This window comes from Croceivirga sp. JEA036, from assembly GCF_011882165.1.
Lineage (GTDB): Bacteria > Bacteroidota > Bacteroidia > Flavobacteriales > Flavobacteriaceae > Croceivirga.
The window spans coordinates 507,983-527,857 of the sequence record NZ_JAATON010000002.1; the positions used below are offsets into that span (position 1 = coordinate 507,983).

The window sequence follows — 19,875 nt, forward strand, 5'->3', positions numbered from 1 at the left end:
TTTATGTTAAAAAATGGTAATAATCTGCAAAACCATATAAAAATTGTGGTTTTCGTGTACTTCTATGTCGTAATTTATTCACATATTAGCTTTTATTATTGTGAATACCTTCCCCCAAATAATCACAGTATTAAGCAATTAAGGCTTTAAATTTATGTTTTCACTTAATCTTTAAACCTTAGAGTATGAAAACTTTTAAAGCCTTATTAATTGCAACAGTTGTAACAGTATTAACAGCATGCACAGATGACACCACCAGAGAGCAAGAAATTTATCAAGTTGACAAAGACAAAATCGTCAGACCAGGAAATCAAGGGCAAGGAGAGGTTGACAAAGAAAAAGTTGTCAGACCCGGTAATCAAGGAGGTAACTAAAACTTTTGGTAGTTTCTTAATAATCTTGTCAGGGGTAATACTTATCGCTGACAAGATTTACCCAAATCTGCAACTATCTAATAATTATGGGTACCAAGACACTCAAACATTTATATGGGTGTTCTCTCAAACGCTCTCCCCTTTTCTAATCTTAATAGCCGTGTTTTTTAAGCCCTACAGGATTAGCTACATGGTACCTGTTTATCTATACTTCATTCAACTATATTGGGTTTTTGACGCCTCATTAAAATGGGACGATGCGCTCTTACATCTATATGCCTCTGGTGTGGTTATAAGTTTTGTTGCTCTCGCTTTAGGAGGTAGTTATATAATACAAAGGGCGCACAACAGAAAGTCGCAAAAGATACAGTTACTTAATTCTATGTTAGACCTTTATTTTAAAGCAGATGGCAGAGGATAAACTAAAAGTACTACTACTGACAATTAAGCAAGCCAATGCGGACTACGATAGCGGCATTATAGATAGTAATGAATTAAAACGAATTGTAAAACAAGTTCATAATGAATTTAAAGCGCTAGAGGCTGCAGAGTTACAGCAAGTAGGGTCTAGTTTAATTAATTTATTAACGTCTTAGTTAGTTTCTTCTTTCTTACGCTTTAAACGCTTTTTAGATTTCTCAAGCTCTTCCTCAAACTCCCTGCGCTGTTCTCTCTTGTACAGGTAGCTTATCTGTTCGGTAAGGCTTGTCATGGCTGCAGCACTACCAAGATAGTCCTTTATACCCTCTTTAATTAACTTTTTAATATAACCCTCAAAACCTTCTGTAAACATTTGGTCGGGAAAATTTTGCGTCTTGTAGTGTGCATTTTTTTCACGAACAATAGATTTATGCTCACCTAAATCATACTTAGCATGTTTTAAGTCTTTTTTTAACAAATCATCAATAGAAACACTATAAAGGTTTGATATAGTGATAATTGTAGCAAAATCTGGGGTAGACTTACGCCTTAGGTACGCACTTATGCTCGTCCTGTCCTTGCAAATTATATCCGCAAGATGCTGTTGGCTATGCCCTTGCTTATCAAGCAAGTAGCGCAAATTTTCCGCAAAATAGTTAATATCACTCACTTTTTATGTTGAAAATATTTCACAATGTGAAAAATATTCACAATATTTGTTCAAGAATTTAAACAAAGCTAGTCAAAAAAATGGCGTACACAAGAGAAGAGTTAAAAATATTAAACAAAAGCGCAATCGCTAAACAGTTGAATATGAGTAGTGCATATGTGGACTACGTATTGACCGGAGAACGCCCTGCAAATACAGAGAGAGCTAAGCAACTAATTAAGATTGTGGAACCTATGCTAGGTTCTTTTAATAAAGAACCCCAAGAACCCCAAGAAACCAAAGAACCTAAAGAAATAGCATAATGTTCGAGACCTACCAAAATACACTTTGCATACACGGCGGTTGGCTCTACAAGGTAGCTCGCATCATGCCTAAATATAAATATGATAATTATTGCCGCCGTGGCCCATTTAGAGTAATGCGCAAAGGCCGTGGTAAAGGTTCGCCAGCTTTGATTAGTTGGGCATCCATCCACGAACACTACCAGCAAGAGGTTATATCCCTTGTTGGAGACCCAACAAAAACGGATATGCATATCATATTTTGCGATTATCTAGAGCGAGATGTGAAAGCCGCTCGCTATTTTGCAGATTACCTTTTTGATAATGGTACGCCATTGGCAGAAGATGTGCAGAAAAGATACGCTGCAGAGGCCGCTATCCTAAACGGTATTAAAACAGTGATTAATGACCGTATATTGAGAACTAAAGCGCTAGGTAATGGCGGTCTTACCAAAACATGGAATGCCTTGAGCGATATAGTTCAGGAGCTTCCCTACCATCTTTGGCCACATAGCTTGCCAAAAAATGCACGTAGTCTGCAGCGTAAGTACAAAAAGTACCAAGAAATTGGTTTTGAGGCCCTTGTGCACCAAGGACATGGCCATAAGAACAGCGAAAAACTAAATAGCAATAGCAAACAATGGGTAATAGGCCGCTGGGCAGACCAGGTAAACAAAGTTACCAGTTGTGCACAACTGTTAGATGAGTATAATGAGCGGGCCATAGAAAAGAACTGGAGAGTACTAAAAGAAGAAAAGACACTTTATAACTTTTTACACCAGCCAGAAATTAAAAACCAATGGTGGGGCTACCGCTACGGAGAGCTTAAAGCCAAAGAAAAGTACAGCTACCAACACTCTACCAAATTACCAACCATGAGAGATAGCTTATGGTATTCAGATGGTACTAAATTAAACCTTTACTATAAAGACGAAAACGGCAAAATGGCCACCTGCATGGTGTACGAGGTTATGGATGCCTTTAGTGAGGTATTCCTAGGCTATCACATAAGCCCAACAGAAAATTACGAAGCTCAATACTATGCCTATAAAATGGCGGTCAAAAATAGCGGGCATAGACCTTATGAGATAAAATATGATGGTGCTGGTGGGCATAAAAAACTAAAGAACGGCGTATTCTTAGACCGTATAGCCAAGCTGTCCATAAAAACAGAACCGTATAACGGTAAGTCCAAGACTATAGAAAATGCCTTTTACAGATTTCAACACCAGGTAATGAAAAGGCATTGGTACTTCACTGGTCAAAACATTACCGCCCGTGCAGAAGAGAGCCAGGCAAACATGGAATTTATTTTGGCCAATGTAGACAACCTGCCCACTTTAGAAGAGGCCAAAGCCCAGTACGCAGAAATGCGTAAGCAATGGAATCAAATGCCACATTTTAAAACCAAAGAGCCAAGGTTAAGCATGTATTATGATAGTAATAATCCAAAAGCTCCAGCAATAGATGTGTTTGATATGGTAGATATATTCTGGGTACAAAGAGAAAAACCAGTAACTGTAACCGCTTATGGTATAAGCTTTACAGAAGCTAAACAAAAGCACACCTATATGGTGTACGACCAAGATAGGGCACCAGATGTTAAATGGTTGGCCAATAACATAGACCGTAAGGTTACTGTTAAATATGACCCAGAAGATATGCACCTAATATGGTTGTATGAAGATACGCCGCTAGGCCTAAAATTCCTTACAGCCGCAGAAACCAAGATAGAGATTAGCCGTGGCAAGCAAGAACAACAAGACTGGGAAGCTCAATTTATAGCTAAAGTTAAAAAGGCAAATAAAGAGCGCCGCATAGAATCTAGGGATACAATGGATGCCCTAATGCAAAACCTTGGCCTCTCTGCAGAACAGCAAGGCCTAAATGCTCCACACATAAAAGGGTTAGAAAGCAAAAAAAGAAAAACAAAAGAATCCAAGGCACCATCTATAGCACAAGTGCAAAAGCAAGTGAGCAATATGGAATATGGAGACTTATATGATGATTATTAATTAACACTCAATATGGTAACACTACAAGAAAAACAACGCATTACAGAGGCTGTAGGGCTTCACATAGAAAGGTATGGCGGTCTTAACAAAGCCGCTCATAGCCTTAAAAAAGTAAGCCCTGCCACTTTGCATCAGATTACCAAAGAAATATGGGAGCAAATAAGTGATACTATGTGGCGTAACATAGGTACGCAGTTAGGCATATCTGGAAAAGATTGGATAATCTGCCAAACAGCAAACTATAAGCGCATACAGCGCCTTATGGAAGACGCACAGGAAGACGCTAAAGTATTTGGCATGATTGGGGATGCTGGCTGTGGCAAAACAAAGGCATTAGAATCGTATACCCTTCATAATCCAGATGCCTACTACGTATGCTGTAGAGAATATTGGGACCGTAAAACATTCCTAAGAGAGGTATTGCGCATAGTAGGGCATAAAACTAGTGGCAAGAGCATTAGTCAAATGATGGATGAGCTGGTGTTTGCTCTTAAAGTAAAGAACTCCCCGCTATTAATATTTGATGAGGCAGACAAACTGCCAGACCATGTATTATGCTTCTTTATAACACTGTACAACCTGTTAGAAGACCATTGCGGTATAGTCCTGGCAGCTACCGAGCACCTGCAGAACCGCATAGACCGTGGCCGAAGATTAAACAGAAAAGGGTATGAAGAAATGTATAGCCGTCTAGGGCGCAAATTCATCTTTATAGCGGAACCATCAACAGAAGATGTAGCACACATCTGTATGGCCAATGGTGTGGAGCACAAAGACTTTATAAAAGAAGTAATAGAAGATAGCAAAGCAGACCTACGTAGAGTAAGCCGCAAAGTGTATGCTATAAAAAAGAAACTAGAGCGCAACCAAAACCTAGCTCAAGAGGCTATAGCATTATTGTCAGAAGCACTGGTAAAACAACAAGTAGATAAGTATACAGATGCGGTAGCTATACTAGAAGAGGATAGCAGATTTAATTGGAAGGGCTTAGCCCCATTGTTAGATAAGTGGAGCAAACTAAGAGAGCAAGCAGAGAAAGATTTTAAAAACAAGTTAGAAACGGTATAGCCAACTATGGCCAAACTAAAGAAAGCAATTTCGATTACACAATTATACGCAACCAAAAGAGATGTACTACCCTTTACTAATGAATGGCAAGAACATATTGGCAGACCAGAAAAGTCCGCAAACTGGATTATTTACGGTCACTCCGGAAATGGTAAAACAAGCTACTCCTTACGTCTTGCTAAACTCCTTGCTAAGTATGGAAAAGTCTGGTACTTGGGCTTGGAAGAGGGGAATAGTGAAAGTTTTGAGCTGGCTTGTAAAAGAACAGGCATGGAGGCTTGTGGTTCTAATTTTCAGTTGCTTACTGATGAGTTTGAGGAGCTGTACGCCAGATTATCCAGGAGAAATGCAGCCGACTTTGTGTTTATCGACAGTTACCAGTACTACGGCATTAGCTACAAGCAATACCAAGAGTTCACTAGAAAATTTAAAAACACCTCCTTTATCTGGCTTAGCCATGCGGAGGGTAAGAAACCAGAGGGCCGTGTGGCCAAAAAAATTGAATACGATGTATCCGTTAAAATCTGGGTGGAGGGTTTTATGGCCTTTCCAAAGTCAAGATATGGCGGTAAAGAACCCTACAACATTTATCCAGCACGGGCAGCCGAGTACTGGGAAAAATTAACAAAATGAGCACAAGAAACCATCTAATACGCAAAGCCCTGGGCAGTACCTATTTGGTGTACGATAATTGCCGGGTAAACCACTACGCTGTATGGTGTAGTAAGTATGCCATAAACCTAGGCTTACCGCTAATGCACATGTTGCAAAACAAGGCCTTGTACAATTGGTACGCCACCCAATGGCAACTATTTGTAGAAGAGCCATTTTTTAACGACCACAAAGAGTACCTAGAGGCGGGTATTGTAGACCCAGAAAACTTTCAAGATTTGTTTCTGCAGTATGCAGAGGCCATTCAAAGCAATTACCCAAAAGCCTTGCTAGACTTAATTAAATCAGATTTAAAAACCCACAGAAATAGCATTAAACACCCATTTAATTAATGAACAAAGCCCAGATAATAATAAGATTAGACCTTCTTATAGCCGTGCAGCGCTATACTAAATTAAATGGTACCCTAAGTGCCGGTAAACGCATCTGCATAAGCATGGAACGTGCAAGCCTTATGCATTGTCTAGACCAATTGGCAGAAACCCCCAACGTATTAGTAACCCCCAAATACGTTCTGCCAAAGGCTCTAGATAGAGAAGTGCAACAAGTGTATGATTATTTAACTAAAAAGAAACCAGAATGCCCATAACACCTAAAGGCCATTTAACCAATGTAGAGCTAATTAACAGAGCAGCTAGCTTAAGCCATTGGTTAGAAAACAAAGGCCCAGACCATCCGTACTACATTGGTGTAGTACGCTACAAAGAAAGACTAGAGAACCTATTACATAATCCAAAACCCAGTACAACACATGTCACAAGAAAAGTCTCCAGCAGAAATGACTACGGCAGAGTTAGAGCAGCTGTTAGCCTCTAAGCGTAAAAAAGAACAGAAAGAAAAGGAAAGGCTCAAAGAAAAGTATGAGGCAGAGCGTGAGCACACCATAGAGTATCTATTTACTAATGCAAAAGACCTGCACCTTGCTCTGGCTCGTTTTAAAAAAGAGGCAGAGGCCCACATGCAAGAACAGGCAAAAGCCTTACAGGATTACGGCGCCCTTCGTAGTAATAGCAAAGGCGGATTTAGCATTATCACCAAAGACGGCAACTATAAGATAAAACGCCGTAGAGATACTACACCTACATGGGATGAGCGCAGCACTAAAGCCAGTGAGCTAATCAAAGATTTTTTGGGAGACACCGTAAAAAAGAAAGACAAAGAGCTGTATGAGATTTTGTTGAGTTTCCTAGCCAAGAACGATGCTGGAGACCTGGAATATGCCCGAGTAATGAATTTGTTTCAACACCAAGACAAGTTCAATGACCCAAGATGGATAGAAGGCCTAGGCTTAATCAAAGAAAGCTACAGCACCCATCTAAAGGCCTTTGGGTATGAGTTCCAAGAAAAGCAACCAGATGGCAGTTATAAGACTCTTAGTTTAAACTTTAGCAGCCTCTAATGCCTACAGAAATAGAAGTGCTAGAGTTAGATGTTACCAAAGTCTACGTAAACGGCAAAGAAATAATACAAGACACCAATGGCAATTGGGTGTGCAGAGAAGAGTTAACGCCATCAGAGCAAAAGGCGTTTAGGCAGCATTTAAACAGTATTCAAAAAAAGTAAAAATGGACAACAGCAGACAAGATGTAGCTAACAATCCCAAATTCTTGCGCCAACAAGCACTAAAAGCCCTTGTAATAGCCAAGGAGCAAGATGCCAAAAGAATAAAGAACGGGGCAAAGTTTGTGCCCCTAGCAGGTATGCCCGTGCCTACAATGGTATTGAGTAAGTAAAAAAAACATGGGGGTTGCTTCCCAGTGTAGGTCTCGCTTTTCGGCGGGCAAAAAGGGCTTTCTTAATACCAGCTGCAGACCCCCAGGCAAGTGTATAACTGCAGCAAGGTTAAACGGTGTGGGAGCACGCAAGATTCATGCACCAAGATAGCCAAAGAACGTAGGCCCTACGATACAGGGCAAAAGCCAGGGTGGCGGAACATGGTAGACGCTAAGCCATACCAAATGGTGAGAAAAAACGTGGTAGCCTCTAGTGCACTGGAGGAGTTTATAGAGAAAGTCGCGGTCACTTGCAATGGTAACGCAAGTTTTTCATGCAGGTTCAAATCCTGCCCCTGGCACAAATAAAATTAAAAACAATATGCTATACATCTTTTTAATACTTCTGTTTACCCTCTTTGTAATACTATTAGTCCGTGGCGGCGCAAAAGCATATACCCATGAGCAATGGGAGCAACAGTGTAAAGAAGATTTTAGAAAATATGGGCCGGTACCAGAAGACAAAGACATTTTTAACTAACAGACATGCAAGCAACAAAATCACAAAAAAAGTACATTCATATTAATACCCCTACTAGGGATATTAAAGAAGAGTTTGTGCAGTGGGCAACAGGCAGCGTAGATAAAATAAGCTGTAACGACCTCTCTTTTGAGCAAGCCAATCTAATTATTGAGCAGTTAGGTGGCACTCCGCACAGGGGCCCTTATGATAATTGGGCGGCCTTTAATGTAAAAGACAGTAAACACCGCTACATATTAAGCCTTTGCCAACAATATGGATGGGTAAGTACTAAGAATGGCAGAACCGTTGCCAATTTACAATTACTGGCCCACTGGCTGTATACCAAAAGCCCCGTTAAAAAGCCTTTAAAACAATTGTGTGCCACTACAGAAATGCCCAAAGTAATAAAGGCGCTCGAGCAAATGGTGAATAAAAAATACAAGTAATTAATGAAACTCTATCTAGTTAAAAAGATGCAAAACTTTACGCCTACTACAATTATGGTAAGGGCAAAGAGCATACTAGAGGTAGCTAAAGAACACCCAGAGGCACTATTAATAAAACAAACACCCTACACCGTAGAATGATAACAACCCAAAGACCGGTACAAGAATGGTACCTAAAAATGTGGCAAGAGATGTGCCCGCATAAAAATGATGTTCTCTTAGTAGAAGAGGCCTTTGCTACCCATGAGGTTACTAAAGCCCACTGCCTAGATTGCCGTAAAGATTTTGCAAGTATTACCCATGACGTATAATGAAAAACAAAGCTGGCTTCAAAATTATGAGCTACAACTCATAGCATTTATGGCGAACAATGCCCATGTATTGCCAGTTGCCAAGACAAAAAAAATTATAAGGGAGTTGGCAAAGCTGCAGCAACAGATAAAGGCAATAGAAGCTCTGCCAGATTGGATTAAAGAATTTACCCTGGATCAAACCGCATTGCATTTACCCTCTGCTCTCAACACAGAATTAGGCAAAGTAAATAAAACGAAAAAATTAGAACACACATGGCAATAAAAGTAAAAATAGACTTAAGTAATGACCGTCTTAATGTAGTTAACACAATTTGGCAATACTGCCACCTCCATGCAGATAGCAAGCAGAAACAACTGTTTAATAATATATGGGGTTTGCTGGCAGATAAGTTAAGCACACTAGCCATACGTAAGCGCCAACTTCCACCTAATAAAAGATATACCTTAAAACTACAGTATTGGGAGGCATACTACCTGCAGCTAGCGCTACTACATGGCATTAAATTTATACCCAACTTGTATGAGCAAACGGTATTACAGAATATAAGTAATGAATTAGATAAAGAATTGGCGTAATGGAACTACTAACCACTTACACAGTTACCGCCCGCTCTGGCCTCTTTGTTTGGCAATTTAAATACCATTTAAATGGCGATTTAAAAGCTTTTGAAGTGCTACAAGGCCAGATGCAAGAAAACCAAATTAAATGGCTGTTCAATGCCAAAAACTTTCCATCTCAAGAAGACCGTATGGACTTCTGGACTAAAGATGTAGAGATGCGCAAGTTTTTTGAGGTAGAAAAAGGAACGGTAGACACCAGCTTTGCAACATTTTGGACGGTTTACGATTTAAAACAGAATAAACTAAGGGCAGAAAAGTTATGGATCAAACTATCAGAAGCAGACCGCATTAAAGCGCTAGCAGGTATACGCCGTTATAATGATTGGCTCCGTATGCATTCTGGCATTGCCAAATGTTTACCAGATACCTACCTACGCAACAAGCGATGGGAAGACGCAGAGTAATAATTAAAAACATAAATATGAAAACACTATACACCTTACTTATTATCACGGTACTTGCCAGCTGCAGTACACAAGAACCATGCACCTATTGGGTAGAAGAGTTTACCCATGTACCTGGATCAGATATTTATAAGCTAAAAAGCACCTACAATGCCAAAGAGCCACCCGTAGACTACACGGCAAACGGTCTAGAACATGTACACTTGGTAACAGCTGTATGCCCATGAACAAAGTAGAGAAAGGCAAATATGGTAAAGCAATCTTTAAGCCAGAGCATTTACGTTTTATCAAAGAAAACTACAAATTGCTCACCAATACAGAAATGGCTAAGGCCTTGGGCGTGGGCAATACCAGTGTAAGAGTAATACGTTACCAAATGGGGCTGTACCGCCAACAGTTAGAGTACTGGACCCCAGAGCAAGTTGCTTTTTTAAAAAAATGGTACCAGGTAAAAGGAGACACGGAACTGGCCACGGAATTTGCAGAGCGCTGGCATAAAGATAAAGGCTGGAGCAAAAAACATATAGAAAAAAAACGGCGCTATCTAAAGCTAAAGCGCACTGCGGCACAGATAAAGGCCATTAAAAAACGTAATGTGCAATTGGGTATGTTTAAAGATTGCCCCGTAAAGGCATGGCAAACCCGTGGGGGGGCAACCCCAGTAGGTACTCTAAAAATCTGGAGCGGCCAAGCCGTTATAAAAACCAAAACGGGCTTTGTACACTACAACAGGTGGCTGTTTACCAACACCTATTTTACGCTACCATCTAGTGTGTTGGTAATTACCAAGAGTGGCAACATTATAGCAGACGGGCCAGAAGATTTAAAAATAATCACCAGAGCAGAACATGCCAAACGCAACAGACTACCAAAAGAACTAAGGCCTACAAAAAGCCTTCTATTACAATTACAAAGAGAACTTTAACAACACAAAAATTATGGCAAAGAATTTAGATGATTTAAACGACATTTTGTTTGATACATTAGACAAAATAAGAAATGGCGAAATGAAAAAAGAAGAGGCGCAGACAGTGGTAAACATAGGCAATACCATAGTAAATGCGGGTAAATTACAGCTCCAAGCATTTAAGCTTAGCAAGGGGCAAACGGGCATCTCTTTGTTGGGCAAAAACAATTCTAAAATAAGCCTACCACCAACTACAAGTAAAAGAGAAGGTTACGCCTACCAGGTGGCAATAGATAAAGGCTACAAAAATATTGCAGAGGCCATTGCGGTAATGGGCAAAGAAAAGTTTAACGCCGCAGTTACAGAATACATGAAAGATTATATGTAGTTAAACTCATTATATGGATAAACACGACAGATACATAGATAACGTTTTAATTTCACTAAGAAGAAAATATTCAAGAGACGAGTACATAAATAGCTTAGTAAAAAAGATAGAAAATCAAACCCATAATATCTTAGAATTAAACACTAAACTAGAGATGCTCAAAAAAGAAAATAACTCCATTAGGAAAAGGAATGAGTTACTTGAGCAAGGTGTGGAAAATACTAAAGCATATAAGGATTTACAAAGGGTGCTGTCAGCCAATTTGAGAACATTCAATATAAAAAATAAAATTATTGAAGATTTAAAACTAAAAATAAGTGATTTGGAAAATAAAAATGCGCAATAAATTAATATTAGCCGCTTTTCTAGTGGGCAGTGTAATTGCGTATTACCTGCAGCACGTAGACTATGCGCTTTTCTGCGCTTACATATACATATCATTAGACTACCAGATAAGAGATGAAAACACACGTAATAACACTTTCTAAAACCTTTTTAAAAGGCCATAGCCAGCAAGGGCAATCCACTAATTTTAGAACCAAGGTGCTGCAAGGAACAAAAATACATACCCTAAGAACCAATGTAGGCTATTGGCAGCCAAAGATAGAAGAGGTGGCCGCAGGTAAGGCCATATTAAGTATTAGAGAGTGGCAGGGCATGCCATACCGTTCTAAACAAGAGCAGATTACCTGCCTTACCCAAGAGGATCAGGTGGGTTTTCAAATTATAGATTTAGACTTCTATAATACCTGTTTAAAGATTGGGCCAATATCTTATGATTGCCGTATACCAATGCAACAATTGGCCGCTAATGATGGTCTAGAGCTCTTGCAGTTTAAAGAATGGTTTGGCCTCTGGGCCACCACCCAAAAAAGAGTAACAGCTATTTGCCTGCATTTTACAGCCTTTAGGTATTCTCCAGATGAGGAATATAGATAGACAACGCCCGTCTATCCGTCGTTTTAATGACGGATAAGCCTTGTTGTATTAAAGAAAGCTTAAGCCAAGATTTTAGTGCTAAGCTTTCTTTTTTTGTACATTTATATAAATTAACAACCAGATGTACAGAAAATTAGCTTTAGCATTCTTTTTATGTAGTGGTATGCTTTGCGCCCAATGGCAGCTTACCCCTTACGGCCTCACCCATAAAGACCAAGACTATTTGGTACTTACCACAGACCAAGACGCCCAAACCCTTTACCAGATTACCTTAGATTACCTGCATGGCCTATACACCCATCCAGATCGTGCCATTAGTGTTATACCAGGAGAGCGCATAACTGTTAATGCGCAGGCGCCCAATAGCATACACCGCAATGGACTGCACGTTTTTAACATGGAGTATACCCTTGCCTTTAGGTTTAAAGATGGTAAAGTGCGTGTAGATGCTCCCAGTTTTATACTTACCACCTATACGGATAAGCTACAGCAATTGCATATAGTTTGGGAAAAAATGAGTTTAGATGGTAGTAATCTTGGTATTTACGGCAAAAAAGGTAAGCTAAAAAGTAAAAGGGCAAAAACAGATTTAGAACAGTATTTTAATAACTATATACTGGCGTTTAAAAACCATTTAAATAACCCACAAGACAACAACTGGTAGTATGGTATTAGGTGGTAAGCGCAAGATTTATGATAATCTGGTAAGCAATGCTCTAGAAGAGTTGCCCATAGAACCCCAACAAGACTTAAAAACCAAGCGCACCACATTAATGGTGAGTAGGTATTATTATTATGCGGTATTATGCCGTAAAAGGTATGATGATTGCTTGGCAGACCTTAGCCAAGAGTTCTTTTTAAGCCCCCTAACCATATCTAGGCATATTAATGGACGTTTGGGTTATTTAGAAAACCTAAAAGACCGCAAAACAGACCGTAGCGACCTTAAAAAGAAATACCCTTGGCTTGCATGGCATTAGTCTGCAGCGGTATGGTCTTTAAAACCACTTGCAAAAACCAGTTGTACCGTTTTATACCCATCTGGCCTGGGTATAGGCCTAAAGCTAATTCTATCCAAAGGGTTAAAGCGGCCACTGCTCCAGCCTTGTAGTGCTTTGTATACCGCATCTACAACATCATAATACGCAAGGCTTTTGTCTCGCTCTACAGTTGGTGTTTTGCTATTGGTATTTCCCGAAAAATCAAAACACAAGGTAATGGCCAGCTGCAGCTGTGCAATTTGTTTTTTATCATTAAGACCTTGCGTACCCGGAATACTAAGGGTTACCAAAGCTGCAGGGAATACTAATGGCGGTCGGTCATAAGCTCCTGTATAGTTCATTTGGCCCTTCTCTTCATCTACCCAATTAAGTTCGGCAATGCCGTCTAAACGTTCGGTAATGTCTTTAAATAATTGTTTCATTTAAATGGCTTTATAGGCTGCGGCCAGCCTGTTTTTAATAGCTTGGTTTAGAAAGGCACTACGGCCCATAAATCTACGCTGTGGCATCTGGTAGTTTACCTGCCTGTTGTGGGCTTTGATAGTCACGGCTCTACCCTTGCCCATAAAATTACTATTGGTATAGCTACGCACACTGCGTACGCCGCTAACCCGTAAGCCCTCATTATGTATTCTGGCATAAGGTACTTTACTATTACCTGCGGTGATTACTACTCTTTTTAGGCTTACCGTAGAGGGTCTAATGCTGTTTACCAAAAAACCATTACGGGTTAGTATGCGCCCACGGCCAGCGGTTTTTTTTTGGGCATATTTGGGGTTAAGACTAGGCCAAGGCACATTGTCCCAATTCTCTTCTGTAAAGCGTTGTTTAAAATATTCTGTGGCCGTTTCTGCCACAATGTTGGGTATGGCCGCCACAAAACGTTGGTCAAACTGCGCAAAAAAGCCGTCTATTTTTTTTTGGTTTTTGCTTTTCATTACTTAACATATGTTAGTAAACCACGCCTTACCAGGTCTATGCTTTTACGTGTTTCTTCCAAGGTATACCAATTAAGTATTTGCATGCCTGTTGGGGCAACTTTGGCAACGGTTACAAGGGTTTGGTCTTTGTAGTACTTAACATAGTACACCTCTGTAAGGTCTTTGCCTTGGTACCATACCTCGTCTGGCTGGTGCAATGCTTCTTGCATGCCCAGGTATAAGGCATTTGGGCCTCCAGATTTGTTTACAACCACTGGTCTATTGTTGTAATCTTTTAATTGCGCTTGATCCGGTCTATCGCCATCAAAAGTCTTAACTACACCCTTACCTGCTTTTTTGGCCTGCGAGTACGCTTGCAATCCCCAATCTTGCGGTTTTAATTGGGCCAAGCTCTTCTGTGCCTTGCCTGGGAATTTGCCTGTATACATTTGGTTGGCTAAAAATACCTCACCAGAATTAGCCCTGTTAACGTGCCATCCTTGGTCTTTTTCCATCTGGCCCATAGTACTATCTAAATAGGCTTTGGCCCGCTTTTGCATAGCTCCCAATAAGCTGGCATCTACCTCATGCGCCATTAATGGTACCACCCTGCACCTGCAGCGCCATGCATTTGGCGGAAATAGTTTTTGCCAGATTTTATCTGTTGCGGGTAAAATTAACCCATCTAACAAGCGGTGTGCTGGCCTTACAAGCTCGTCTCCCACCGTGGTATACTTCCAATAAGGAAATAGGTCTATTTGCGCCTTTAGACGCTGGTAGGTGGCCGCTGCCTCGCCTGTTAGTACCGCTGTTGCATATTCCGTCTGTAGCCATGCCGTGTTGTACAATTCTGTACGTGGTTTGGCCATTTGGTAGAATTCTTCAAAGCTTTTGCTTTGCCTAAAAAATTGGTTGAGCTCTTGTATTTGCGCCAAGGTTTTTGCCCCTGCGAATTTAAAGAGGTTCTGTTCAAAAGCGGTGAGCATAGCGGGGTCATCACCACCGTAGGCAAAGCCAGGATTTTCTGTAAGCTGCACGGTGTTTCCTGTGCCCCATCCTTCTTTAAACGCTCTGGTAAGGTTGCTGCTATGGTAATAGAACAGTGTGCTGCTAAAGCTTTTATTTTTGCCCTCCCAGAATTGCCGCAACCAAGTATCACTATTAATGCCATTACTAAGTGTTATGGTGGTATGGTGGTGTGTACAGCTCTGCAGCATTGCCCCGTCTTGCGGGGCTTTCACGAAAAAACCCAATAGCTTTTCTACAAAATTGTTGTACGCCCTTATAATACCAGATTGTGCCTTGGCATCATCTAAAGAAACGTCTTTGTTTTCTTTATTGGTTTTGGCGGCTTTTTTCCCTTCTTGCTCTTCTCTGGTGGCTTTGGTATTCGGTTTTTTAGGTGTTGGTTCTGCTGCCTCTTGTTGCGCTTGCTCCTTTAATAGCTGCTCATAATTATCTGGTTTGGGAATGCCAAAGGTCTCATAAAGATAATCATGGTCTACAGGTAATTTATGTTTCTCCATTAAAGTGCTAACAATATTAAATTGCTGTGTTTTGTCTAGCTGGTGCTCATCGCCTTTAAGGGTAAATTCGCCACCTTTAGTGTCAAAACCGTAAGCGTTAAGTACGCGAATAAAGCGGCTGTTTAAATACCTGCGGGTAAATTGCAAATCACTGTCATGCTTGTCATTGTCTTGCTCATCATGCGTTTTGCTCTGCGCATAGCCAGAAGAGGTAGAGCTTTCCGTGGTCTCTGTGGTGCCCAATAAAGATTTACTAATTTCTTTATTTAAGAACCCGGTAAAAGAACCGTGTGCATCACTGGTGTCTTTTGCCTTGTTTTCTATAATGCTTATCTCTGTGCCATCTGGCCTAATTATAGTGCCACCTGGTCCTAAGCCATTTAAGGCATCTTGGAGTGCTGCCTTTTGGGTTTCATCAAAACCATCCCAAGTGGCGTCTATTAGAGGGCTGCCAAAGGTTTGTATAAAAGCTGCCCAATCTCCTATGCCTCCCCTTTTTAAAATAGCGTATGGCGCTGCTTTTACGTAAAGCCCCATATCGTCTACTTTGCCTACCTCCATTACGGTTTTAAGGTAGCGCCCACTACGTATATCCACGCCATCTTCTCCATACCTTTGGTAGGTAACAATGCCAGCCTCTGGTCTATAATGCAAGCGAGGCAATAGCCCTGCATTCATCTGCCATTTATCATCCAGACCTTTCCAGAATTTTGGTTCAAAAATAGAGTAGCCCCAAAAGCGGGTTTTAACAATCTCCTCTATCATTTCTCCAAAGCCAATAGTATCTATAAGCTGGTTAATCTCTTCTATAGGGCTCCCATCTTTATCTACAAAGTGCCAATCTGCCAAACACACGGCATCTGTACGTTTACTTACAACACTCTCTACATGGCCATCTAGTTCTACATCTGCATACAAATCATATAACAACTGCCTTCTTGGGTTTACCCCTTCTGCAGATTTAATGGCGTTGCGCCATTTGGGTATGTCTTGCTCTGTTCTGGTAGCCTTACGTACCTCTAACTGCTGTATAATTATTTGCTTTGGCTCGTTTGCGGGGTTCTTTGCAGCCGTAGCCGTATGTTTAATTTTATGTGCCATTTAAATGGTGTTTAAATAGTTGTTACCAGTTGGTGGTTCTGCGGGGTCTGGAGCTTACGGCAATAATGGCCTCTCCCTGTTCCTGGGTGGTGGGTACGGGCCAATCTGCATAATATATTTTGCCCCGTTGTATATCTGTAAGCCAACGTATGGCATCTTCATAACGGGTGCGGCGCAGCGCCATATCTGTATTGGGGTTGGCCAGCGGTATAAAATGCCAGACCGCAATATCTTTTAAATACAACAACAATGTTGCATCCCTGTCTTCTCCAGTAGCTGCAAATAGTGCGTCTACATCAAACCGGCTTAAATAGCCTTTAGCCTCGCCCAAGGCTGCATTAATAGCAGTGGTTAGCAAGCTGGTGTCTCCACGGTCTATAGCGGTTAAAATTTCGGCATATAGGTGGGTGTCAAAATCTGTCCTGGTTACCATCTCTTTGGGTTTCGTTTTTTATGTTTATTAACACTAATCTTGCCTACATCACTACTGGTTTTGGCATTAACAATGTATACGCCACCCTCTACGGCATCTGGCCCATCATCATGTGCCTTACTGGTAGGGCTAATGGCTAAAAATTGCGCTTCCATAGCCTTCATATGGTCACTTACCTTTAAGCGCTCTTCAAACCACAACTTTTCGTTGGTGTTCAAAGGCTCTAGGGTACTTTCTATTCTAAAGAATTTGTCTGGCTTGTTCCTTTCATCTGCCTTAAGGGGCAAAGTCATTTTATGCCGCTTGTCTGCCTTTTGCAGCTCTTGTTTTATAGGGTCGTCAATGCTAGGCCATTCTATGTAGTGATAAACGGCGCAATGTGGCGCAATCTCTTTATGTGCTTGGTAATGCCAATCTAACATATTGGCAGTTGTTGTTTGGGCGCAGCGCACAAACTTAACATGGTATTCGTCTTTATACCTACCCACCGCAATAGTAGCTTTATAGTCGTTCTTTTTGCCCGCCTTATAGCTTGGGTCTGTATAGATTACAAAGAACTTGTACCGCTTGTAGGGTAATAACTTCTTGTAGTGCAAGGCATCAAAAACTTTGCCTCTAGTAATGGGGTTATTAAAATATTCGCCCTGTGCAGCATTATAGCTAATTTTACTTAACACACGGTCTATCATCTCTTCCGTGTTCTTTTGGGGCCAAGTACTTTTGCCGTTTTTGTCCCTAATATTAACTAGCTCATACTTATCTGCCACTTTCATGGCAAGCTTGGTGCTGCAGTATTCGGCTATAATATTTCCGTTCCAGATGACCAATAATGGATTACTGATAGAACGGGTGGCGTACAAGGCCCGCTCAAACCAATCCCAATACTTGTCTATGGTTTCTGGATTTCTGCAGTCTTCATCCGTATCAAAATCATCTGGTATAATTAAATCTGGCCTTACGGCCTCGTTACGTGTACCACGGGGAGACTGCCCTTTGCCCAGCGCTAAAAAGGCGGCACCACCACGTGTTATAAAGTAATGGTCTGCCCAGCTACCGTGTTTTTGTTGCGGCCCATAATCATTAATAATACGGTTGTTTTTTTCTAGCAGAATCTTATAGGGCTCTAGCAAACGCATGGCATTCTCCTTATTGTTGCTTACTAGAATCACGTTTTTTTTCTTGCCCGTAAGTACCAGTTTTAGAGTTTCCATCATGGTGCGACCAGATTTTGCTAGCTCACGGGACCAAGGGCGTACCTCAAAAAACTCTGCATTTTCCATTACCCGCTTGGTGCTCTTTAAATGGAAAGGTGCTGGCTCACTAGTGTAGTAGGCGCTAAAGTAGTATTTAAACCAAGCCTCATGGTTTTTTTCTAATTGCGCTACACGTGCCCTTCTTTGTTGTGGACTCTCGTTAAGTTCTACAGGAGCCTCACGGTTCATGTTTTGCACAAACTCATCCCAATCTATAACGGCCCTTTTGTCCTTAGCTGTAATCATACTATTTTATAAGGCTGTTTATAAAGGCGTCTGCCTGTGTGGTAACCAGTTTGGCGGCTTCAAAATCTTCTATACGCACAAAGTTTATAAAGTCTTTGAGCACTTGAATGGCATCTGCTAAAGAGGTATCCATCTCTAGCTGCTTAACTGCGGCTGTAAGTTTTACCAAAGTGTCTGCTTCTTTGCTATTGGCAAAGCGCTGCCCCTCTTCTTTTTTATTGATAAAATCGTTAAGCTCGGTAATCTGCAGGTAAAGCCTTTTTAGTTCTTGGTCCTTGGTTATGATAACATTGCCACGCAGATACTCCCAGTTCTCCTCGTTTACCCACTTGTTAATAGTAGTTTTAGAGACCCCTGTACGCTCTGCCAACTCTTTTTGGTTGGTTACGCCCTGCTGCGTGTAGAGCAGCCTAGCATGCTCTTTTTTGCGCTTAACCGTGTCTTTTGTGTTTACTGCCATGAGCACAAAAATGCTGTATAAGGTGTAGGGCTAAAAATGCGTGTTGCAAACTGGTAACGCTAACTATACCAAGGCGGTACGGTAATTACAACCATTTAAAAACAGCAAATTTTTTACCCCAAAAAAGCCCTATTTATTTGTGCCAACAATTCGCAACAAAACGCAATAGTGCATGAAAAAGAGTAGTAAGAGATTGGTAATAAGTACAGACGCCAAAAACCGCCACGGTTTTAGAGTGCGTACTGCGGGCATAGACCTTGCAGAATTCACGGCCAACCCACTCTTGTTATGGATGCATAAACGCCCCAAAGGAGAAAGCCAAGATGAAATTCTACCCCTAGGCTATTGGGAAGATGTTGAGCTTAACGATGGTAAACTGTCTGGTATACCGGTATTTGATGACAAAGATGCGTTTGCCATGAAAATACATGATAAGGTAGAGGCAAATGTAATACGAATGGCTTCTGCAGGGTTGCGTCCTAGAGAATTTAAGAAAGACCAGGAAGATTTATGGTTGTGGGATAGCTCTTTGTTTGAAGTTAGCCTATGTGATATTGGAAGCAATCCAGAAGCTTTGGCCGTAAGTCTTTACGATGCCAACGGTGAGGAGGTTACGCTCTCTGATGTCTTACCACCAAATTTGAACCCAAAAACAAAAGATAGTAATATGAGGACTTTAGTGCTTTCAGCTTCTACGCTGAATTTATTAAAATTAAAAGACGGCGCAACAGAGGCAGAAGCCCTGCAGGCTATCCAAGACATGAGCACCACATTGGCAGATAAAGAGCAAGAGGTGCTTAATCTTACCCAGAAAAACAAGGATTTGGCCCAAGAGGTCGTAGACCTTAAAAAAGAATCTGCAGAAGACAAAGCTGTAGCATTGGCAGAAAAAGCAGTGGCAGAAAAGAGAATTACTGCAGATCAAAAAGACCATTACGTAAAGTTGGCCAATGCAGATTATGAAACTACAGACGCCCTTTTAAAATCTATGCCGGTACAAGAAGATGTGGCATCTAAAATAGATGGCAAAGAAGATGGCTCTGATGAGTTGTTGAAGCTTAGCTATGATGAGCTAGACAAGAGCAATAAGTTGACTTTGCTAAAGGAAAAGAATATAGAGGCTTTCAAAGAAAAGTTTAAGAAAAAATTTGGCACAGCGTACCAAGGATAATCACAAATAA

At 40.9% G+C, this 19,875-nt stretch carries 35 protein-coding genes; 27 read left to right on the forward strand and 8 right to left on the reverse strand.

The window, feature by feature from the left end:
• Positions 1–6 precede the first annotated feature (6 nt).
• The gene (locus HCO57_RS16805; RefSeq protein ID WP_167988682.1) at positions 7–78 is read right to left on the reverse strand and encodes a hypothetical protein; all 72 of its coding nucleotides are present in this window, start codon (positions 76–78) and stop codon (positions 7–9) included.
• Positions 79–185: 107 nt separating this feature from the next.
• Here HCO57_RS16805 and HCO57_RS07105 point away from each other — a divergent pair, with 107 nt between their 5' ends.
• A complete protein-coding gene (locus HCO57_RS07105; RefSeq protein WP_167988435.1) occupies positions 186–374 on the forward strand; it encodes a hypothetical protein in 189 nt (62 codons plus the stop codon).
• A 407-nt stretch (positions 375–781) separates the two neighbouring features.
• Positions 782–970: a hypothetical protein gene (locus tag HCO57_RS07110; RefSeq protein ID WP_167988436.1), complete on the forward strand. Its 189-nt coding sequence runs from the start codon at positions 782–784 to the stop codon at positions 968–970.
• On the opposite strand, the gene HCO57_RS07115 is transcribed toward HCO57_RS07110, so the two are convergent.
• Positions 967–1,464, reverse strand: coding sequence for a helix-turn-helix domain-containing protein (locus tag HCO57_RS07115; RefSeq protein WP_167988437.1), 498 nt, complete (start codon positions 1,462–1,464; stop codon positions 967–969). The two genes, HCO57_RS07110 and HCO57_RS07115, sit on opposite strands and share 4 nt — an antisense overlap.
• A gap of 80 nt (positions 1,465–1,544) precedes the next feature.
• Between HCO57_RS07115 and HCO57_RS07120 the strand changes: the two genes are divergently transcribed.
• From HCO57_RS07120 to HCO57_RS07230, 24 genes are all read left to right on the forward strand, one after another.
• Positions 1,545–1,766, forward strand: coding sequence for a hypothetical protein (locus tag HCO57_RS07120; RefSeq protein WP_167988438.1), 222 nt, complete (start codon positions 1,545–1,547; stop codon positions 1,764–1,766).
• Complete coding sequence (locus HCO57_RS07125) at positions 1,766–3,760, forward strand: kinase (RefSeq protein ID WP_167988439.1); 1,995 nt, start codon at positions 1,766–1,768, stop codon at positions 3,758–3,760. Before HCO57_RS07120 ends, HCO57_RS07125 begins: the two co-directional genes overlap by 1 nt.
• A gap of 12 nt (positions 3,761–3,772) precedes the next feature.
• Complete coding sequence (locus HCO57_RS07130; RefSeq protein WP_167988440.1) at positions 3,773–4,828, forward strand: ATP-binding protein; 1,056 nt, start codon at positions 3,773–3,775, stop codon at positions 4,826–4,828.
• Between the two features lie 6 nt (positions 4,829–4,834).
• Positions 4,835–5,461 carry an ATP-dependent serine protease gene (locus HCO57_RS07135; RefSeq protein ID WP_167988441.1) on the forward strand — a complete coding sequence of 209 codons (627 nt, stop codon included), beginning with the start codon at positions 4,835–4,837 and terminating at the stop codon, positions 5,459–5,461.
• The gene (locus HCO57_RS07140) at positions 5,458–5,832 is read left to right on the forward strand and encodes a hypothetical protein (RefSeq protein WP_167988442.1); all 375 of its coding nucleotides are present in this window, start codon (positions 5,458–5,460) and stop codon (positions 5,830–5,832) included. Before HCO57_RS07135 ends, HCO57_RS07140 begins: the two co-directional genes overlap by 4 nt.
• Positions 5,832–6,089, forward strand: a complete 258-nt coding sequence (locus tag HCO57_RS07145; protein ID WP_167988443.1) for a hypothetical protein — start codon at positions 5,832–5,834, stop codon at positions 6,087–6,089. Before HCO57_RS07140 ends, HCO57_RS07145 begins: the two co-directional genes overlap by 1 nt.
• The gene (locus tag HCO57_RS16590) at positions 6,080–6,316 is read left to right on the forward strand and encodes a hypothetical protein (protein WP_209066061.1); all 237 of its coding nucleotides are present in this window, start codon (positions 6,080–6,082) and stop codon (positions 6,314–6,316) included. The genes HCO57_RS07145 and HCO57_RS16590 overlap by 10 nt, the downstream gene beginning before the upstream one ends.
• Positions 6,252–6,899: a DUF3164 family protein gene (locus tag HCO57_RS07150; RefSeq protein ID WP_167988444.1), complete on the forward strand. Its 648-nt coding sequence runs from the start codon at positions 6,252–6,254 to the stop codon at positions 6,897–6,899. Before HCO57_RS16590 ends, HCO57_RS07150 begins: the two co-directional genes overlap by 65 nt.
• Positions 6,899–7,063, forward strand: a complete 165-nt coding sequence (locus HCO57_RS07155; RefSeq protein ID WP_167988445.1) for a hypothetical protein — start codon at positions 6,899–6,901, stop codon at positions 7,061–7,063. Before HCO57_RS07150 ends, HCO57_RS07155 begins: the two co-directional genes overlap by 1 nt.
• Before the next feature lie 2 nt (positions 7,064–7,065).
• Positions 7,066–7,233, forward strand: a complete 168-nt coding sequence (locus tag HCO57_RS07160; protein ID WP_167988446.1) for a hypothetical protein — start codon at positions 7,066–7,068, stop codon at positions 7,231–7,233.
• A gap of 361 nt (positions 7,234–7,594) precedes the next feature.
• Positions 7,595–7,753: a hypothetical protein gene (locus tag HCO57_RS07165; RefSeq protein WP_167988447.1), complete on the forward strand. Its 159-nt coding sequence runs from the start codon at positions 7,595–7,597 to the stop codon at positions 7,751–7,753.
• A gap of 5 nt (positions 7,754–7,758) precedes the next feature.
• Positions 7,759–8,181, forward strand: coding sequence for a hypothetical protein (locus HCO57_RS07170; RefSeq protein ID WP_167988448.1), 423 nt, complete (start codon positions 7,759–7,761; stop codon positions 8,179–8,181).
• 3 nt (positions 8,182–8,184) lie between these two features.
• Positions 8,185–8,322 carry a hypothetical protein gene (locus HCO57_RS07175; protein ID WP_167988449.1) on the forward strand — a complete coding sequence of 46 codons (138 nt, stop codon included), beginning with the start codon at positions 8,185–8,187 and terminating at the stop codon, positions 8,320–8,322.
• Positions 8,319–8,492 (forward strand): hypothetical protein, encoded by a 174-nt coding sequence (locus HCO57_RS07180; RefSeq protein ID WP_167988450.1) that lies wholly within the window; start codon positions 8,319–8,321, stop codon positions 8,490–8,492. The genes HCO57_RS07175 and HCO57_RS07180 overlap by 4 nt, the downstream gene beginning before the upstream one ends.
• Positions 8,482–8,757 (forward strand): hypothetical protein, encoded by a 276-nt coding sequence (locus tag HCO57_RS07185; protein ID WP_167988451.1) that lies wholly within the window; start codon positions 8,482–8,484, stop codon positions 8,755–8,757. Before HCO57_RS07180 ends, HCO57_RS07185 begins: the two co-directional genes overlap by 11 nt.
• A complete protein-coding gene (locus tag HCO57_RS07190) occupies positions 8,748–9,071 on the forward strand; it encodes a hypothetical protein (protein ID WP_167988452.1) in 324 nt (107 codons plus the stop codon). The genes HCO57_RS07185 and HCO57_RS07190 overlap by 10 nt, the downstream gene beginning before the upstream one ends.
• Positions 9,071–9,520, forward strand: coding sequence for a hypothetical protein (locus HCO57_RS07195; protein WP_167988453.1), 450 nt, complete (start codon positions 9,071–9,073; stop codon positions 9,518–9,520). The genes HCO57_RS07190 and HCO57_RS07195 overlap by 1 nt, the downstream gene beginning before the upstream one ends.
• Positions 9,521–9,537: 17 nt before the next feature.
• Positions 9,538–9,747, forward strand: a complete 210-nt coding sequence (locus HCO57_RS07200) for a hypothetical protein (RefSeq protein WP_167988454.1) — start codon at positions 9,538–9,540, stop codon at positions 9,745–9,747.
• Entirely contained in the window at positions 9,744–10,445 is a 702-nt protein-coding gene (locus HCO57_RS07205; RefSeq protein ID WP_167988455.1) for a hypothetical protein, read from the forward strand. Before HCO57_RS07200 ends, HCO57_RS07205 begins: the two co-directional genes overlap by 4 nt.
• A gap of 13 nt (positions 10,446–10,458) precedes the next feature.
• The gene (locus HCO57_RS07210; protein WP_167988456.1) at positions 10,459–10,815 is read left to right on the forward strand and encodes a hypothetical protein; all 357 of its coding nucleotides are present in this window, start codon (positions 10,459–10,461) and stop codon (positions 10,813–10,815) included.
• Between the two features lie 13 nt (positions 10,816–10,828).
• On the forward strand, positions 10,829–11,161 hold the full coding sequence (locus tag HCO57_RS07215; protein WP_167988457.1) for a hypothetical protein: 333 nt from the start codon (positions 10,829–10,831) through the stop codon (positions 11,159–11,161).
• A 113-nt stretch (positions 11,162–11,274) separates the two neighbouring features.
• Positions 11,275–11,754 carry a hypothetical protein gene (locus HCO57_RS07220; RefSeq protein WP_167988458.1) on the forward strand — a complete coding sequence of 160 codons (480 nt, stop codon included), beginning with the start codon at positions 11,275–11,277 and terminating at the stop codon, positions 11,752–11,754.
• A 121-nt stretch (positions 11,755–11,875) separates the two neighbouring features.
• Positions 11,876–12,418 (forward strand): hypothetical protein, encoded by a 543-nt coding sequence (locus HCO57_RS07225; protein ID WP_167988459.1) that lies wholly within the window; start codon positions 11,876–11,878, stop codon positions 12,416–12,418.
• A gap of 1 nt (position 12,419) precedes the next feature.
• Complete coding sequence (locus tag HCO57_RS07230; protein ID WP_167988460.1) at positions 12,420–12,734, forward strand: hypothetical protein; 315 nt, start codon at positions 12,420–12,422, stop codon at positions 12,732–12,734.
• Here the strand turns inward: HCO57_RS07230 and HCO57_RS07235 are convergent.
• The 6 genes from HCO57_RS07235 to HCO57_RS07260 are packed head-to-tail and all read right to left on the reverse strand — an operon-like array spanning position 12,731 to position 18,694.
• Complete coding sequence (locus HCO57_RS07235; RefSeq protein ID WP_167988461.1) at positions 12,731–13,177, reverse strand: hypothetical protein; 447 nt, start codon at positions 13,175–13,177, stop codon at positions 12,731–12,733. The two genes, HCO57_RS07230 and HCO57_RS07235, sit on opposite strands and share 4 nt — an antisense overlap.
• On the reverse strand, positions 13,178–13,693 hold the full coding sequence (locus tag HCO57_RS07240) for a phage virion morphogenesis protein (protein ID WP_167988462.1): 516 nt from the start codon (positions 13,691–13,693) through the stop codon (positions 13,178–13,180). It abuts the gene before it with no gap.
• Positions 13,693–16,302 carry a DUF935 family protein gene (locus HCO57_RS07245; RefSeq protein ID WP_167988463.1) on the reverse strand — a complete coding sequence of 870 codons (2,610 nt, stop codon included), beginning with the start codon at positions 16,300–16,302 and terminating at the stop codon, positions 13,693–13,695. Before HCO57_RS07245 ends, HCO57_RS07240 begins: the two co-directional genes overlap by 1 nt.
• 22 nt (positions 16,303–16,324) lie before the next feature.
• Entirely contained in the window at positions 16,325–16,735 is a 411-nt protein-coding gene (locus HCO57_RS07250) for a phage protein Gp36 family protein (protein WP_167988464.1), read from the reverse strand.
• Positions 16,729–18,234, reverse strand: coding sequence for a hypothetical protein (locus HCO57_RS07255; RefSeq protein ID WP_167988465.1), 1,506 nt, complete (start codon positions 18,232–18,234; stop codon positions 16,729–16,731). Before HCO57_RS07255 ends, HCO57_RS07250 begins: the two co-directional genes overlap by 7 nt.
• A 1-nt stretch (position 18,235) precedes the next feature.
• A complete protein-coding gene (locus HCO57_RS07260; protein WP_167988466.1) occupies positions 18,236–18,694 on the reverse strand; it encodes a YfeC-like transcriptional regulator in 459 nt (152 codons plus the stop codon).
• A gap of 172 nt (positions 18,695–18,866) precedes the next feature.
• Here HCO57_RS07260 and HCO57_RS07265 point away from each other — a divergent pair, with 172 nt between their 5' ends.
• Positions 18,867–19,865, forward strand: coding sequence for a phage protease (locus HCO57_RS07265; protein ID WP_167988467.1), 999 nt, complete (start codon positions 18,867–18,869; stop codon positions 19,863–19,865).
• Positions 19,866–19,875 lie beyond the last annotated feature (10 nt).

What these genes read in the sequence shown, in the direction of transcription:
- HCO57_RS07150 (WP_167988444.1), top strand. Translation starts at nt 6,252, where the DNA reads ATGTCACAAGAAAAGTCTCCAGCAGAAATGACTACGGCAGAGTTAGAG.
- HCO57_RS07110 (WP_167988436.1), top strand. Translation starts at nt 782, where the DNA reads ATGGCAGAGGATAAACTAAAAGTACTACTACTGACAATTAAGCAAGCC.
- HCO57_RS07205 (WP_167988455.1), top strand. Translation starts at nt 9,744, where the DNA reads ATGAACAAAGTAGAGAAAGGCAAATATGGTAAAGCAATCTTTAAGCCA.
- HCO57_RS07255 (WP_167988465.1), bottom strand. Translation starts at nt 18,234, where the DNA reads ATGATTACAGCTAAGGACAAAAGGGCCGTTATAGATTGGGATGAGTTT.
- HCO57_RS07265 (WP_167988467.1), top strand. Translation starts at nt 18,867, where the DNA reads ATGAAAAAGAGTAGTAAGAGATTGGTAATAAGTACAGACGCCAAAAAC.
- HCO57_RS07230 (WP_167988460.1), top strand. Translation starts at nt 12,420, where the DNA reads ATGGTATTAGGTGGTAAGCGCAAGATTTATGATAATCTGGTAAGCAAT.
- HCO57_RS07260 (WP_167988466.1), bottom strand. Translation starts at nt 18,694, where the DNA reads ATGGCAGTAAACACAAAAGACACGGTTAAGCGCAAAAAAGAGCATGCT.
- HCO57_RS07165 (WP_167988447.1), top strand. Translation starts at nt 7,595, where the DNA reads ATGCTATACATCTTTTTAATACTTCTGTTTACCCTCTTTGTAATACTA.
- HCO57_RS07135 (WP_167988441.1), top strand. Translation starts at nt 4,835, where the DNA reads ATGGCCAAACTAAAGAAAGCAATTTCGATTACACAATTATACGCAACC.
- HCO57_RS07140 (WP_167988442.1), top strand. Translation starts at nt 5,458, where the DNA reads ATGAGCACAAGAAACCATCTAATACGCAAAGCCCTGGGCAGTACCTAT.
- HCO57_RS07155 (WP_167988445.1), top strand. Translation starts at nt 6,899, where the DNA reads ATGCCTACAGAAATAGAAGTGCTAGAGTTAGATGTTACCAAAGTCTAC.
- HCO57_RS07190 (WP_167988452.1), top strand. Translation starts at nt 8,748, where the DNA reads ATGGCAATAAAAGTAAAAATAGACTTAAGTAATGACCGTCTTAATGTA.
- HCO57_RS07175 (WP_167988449.1), top strand. Translation starts at nt 8,185, where the DNA reads ATGAAACTCTATCTAGTTAAAAAGATGCAAAACTTTACGCCTACTACA.
- HCO57_RS07160 (WP_167988446.1), top strand. Translation starts at nt 7,066, where the DNA reads ATGGACAACAGCAGACAAGATGTAGCTAACAATCCCAAATTCTTGCGC.
- HCO57_RS16590 (WP_209066061.1), top strand. Translation starts at nt 6,080, where the DNA reads ATGCCCATAACACCTAAAGGCCATTTAACCAATGTAGAGCTAATTAAC.
- HCO57_RS07120 (WP_167988438.1), top strand. Translation starts at nt 1,545, where the DNA reads ATGGCGTACACAAGAGAAGAGTTAAAAATATTAAACAAAAGCGCAATC.
- HCO57_RS07170 (WP_167988448.1), top strand. Translation starts at nt 7,759, where the DNA reads ATGCAAGCAACAAAATCACAAAAAAAGTACATTCATATTAATACCCCT.
- HCO57_RS07240 (WP_167988462.1), bottom strand. Translation starts at nt 13,693, where the DNA reads ATGAAAAGCAAAAACCAAAAAAAAATAGACGGCTTTTTTGCGCAGTTT.
- HCO57_RS07105 (WP_167988435.1), top strand. Translation starts at nt 186, where the DNA reads ATGAAAACTTTTAAAGCCTTATTAATTGCAACAGTTGTAACAGTATTA.
- HCO57_RS07225 (WP_167988459.1), top strand. Translation starts at nt 11,876, where the DNA reads ATGTACAGAAAATTAGCTTTAGCATTCTTTTTATGTAGTGGTATGCTT.
- HCO57_RS07245 (WP_167988463.1), bottom strand. Translation starts at nt 16,302, where the DNA reads ATGGCACATAAAATTAAACATACGGCTACGGCTGCAAAGAACCCCGCA.
- HCO57_RS07250 (WP_167988464.1), bottom strand. Translation starts at nt 16,735, where the DNA reads ATGGTAACCAGGACAGATTTTGACACCCACCTATATGCCGAAATTTTA.
- HCO57_RS07210 (WP_167988456.1), top strand. Translation starts at nt 10,459, where the DNA reads ATGGCAAAGAATTTAGATGATTTAAACGACATTTTGTTTGATACATTA.
- HCO57_RS07195 (WP_167988453.1), top strand. Translation starts at nt 9,071, where the DNA reads ATGGAACTACTAACCACTTACACAGTTACCGCCCGCTCTGGCCTCTTT.
- HCO57_RS07185 (WP_167988451.1), top strand. Translation starts at nt 8,482, where the DNA reads ATGACGTATAATGAAAAACAAAGCTGGCTTCAAAATTATGAGCTACAA.
- HCO57_RS07125 (WP_167988439.1), top strand. Translation starts at nt 1,766, where the DNA reads ATGTTCGAGACCTACCAAAATACACTTTGCATACACGGCGGTTGGCTC.
- HCO57_RS07200 (WP_167988454.1), top strand. Translation starts at nt 9,538, where the DNA reads ATGAAAACACTATACACCTTACTTATTATCACGGTACTTGCCAGCTGC.
- HCO57_RS07220 (WP_167988458.1), top strand. Translation starts at nt 11,275, where the DNA reads ATGAAAACACACGTAATAACACTTTCTAAAACCTTTTTAAAAGGCCAT.
- HCO57_RS07130 (WP_167988440.1), top strand. Translation starts at nt 3,773, where the DNA reads ATGGTAACACTACAAGAAAAACAACGCATTACAGAGGCTGTAGGGCTT.
- HCO57_RS07235 (WP_167988461.1), bottom strand. Translation starts at nt 13,177, where the DNA reads ATGAAACAATTATTTAAAGACATTACCGAACGTTTAGACGGCATTGCC.
- HCO57_RS07145 (WP_167988443.1), top strand. Translation starts at nt 5,832, where the DNA reads ATGAACAAAGCCCAGATAATAATAAGATTAGACCTTCTTATAGCCGTG.
- HCO57_RS07215 (WP_167988457.1), top strand. Translation starts at nt 10,829, where the DNA reads ATGGATAAACACGACAGATACATAGATAACGTTTTAATTTCACTAAGA.
- HCO57_RS07180 (WP_167988450.1), top strand. Translation starts at nt 8,319, where the DNA reads ATGATAACAACCCAAAGACCGGTACAAGAATGGTACCTAAAAATGTGG.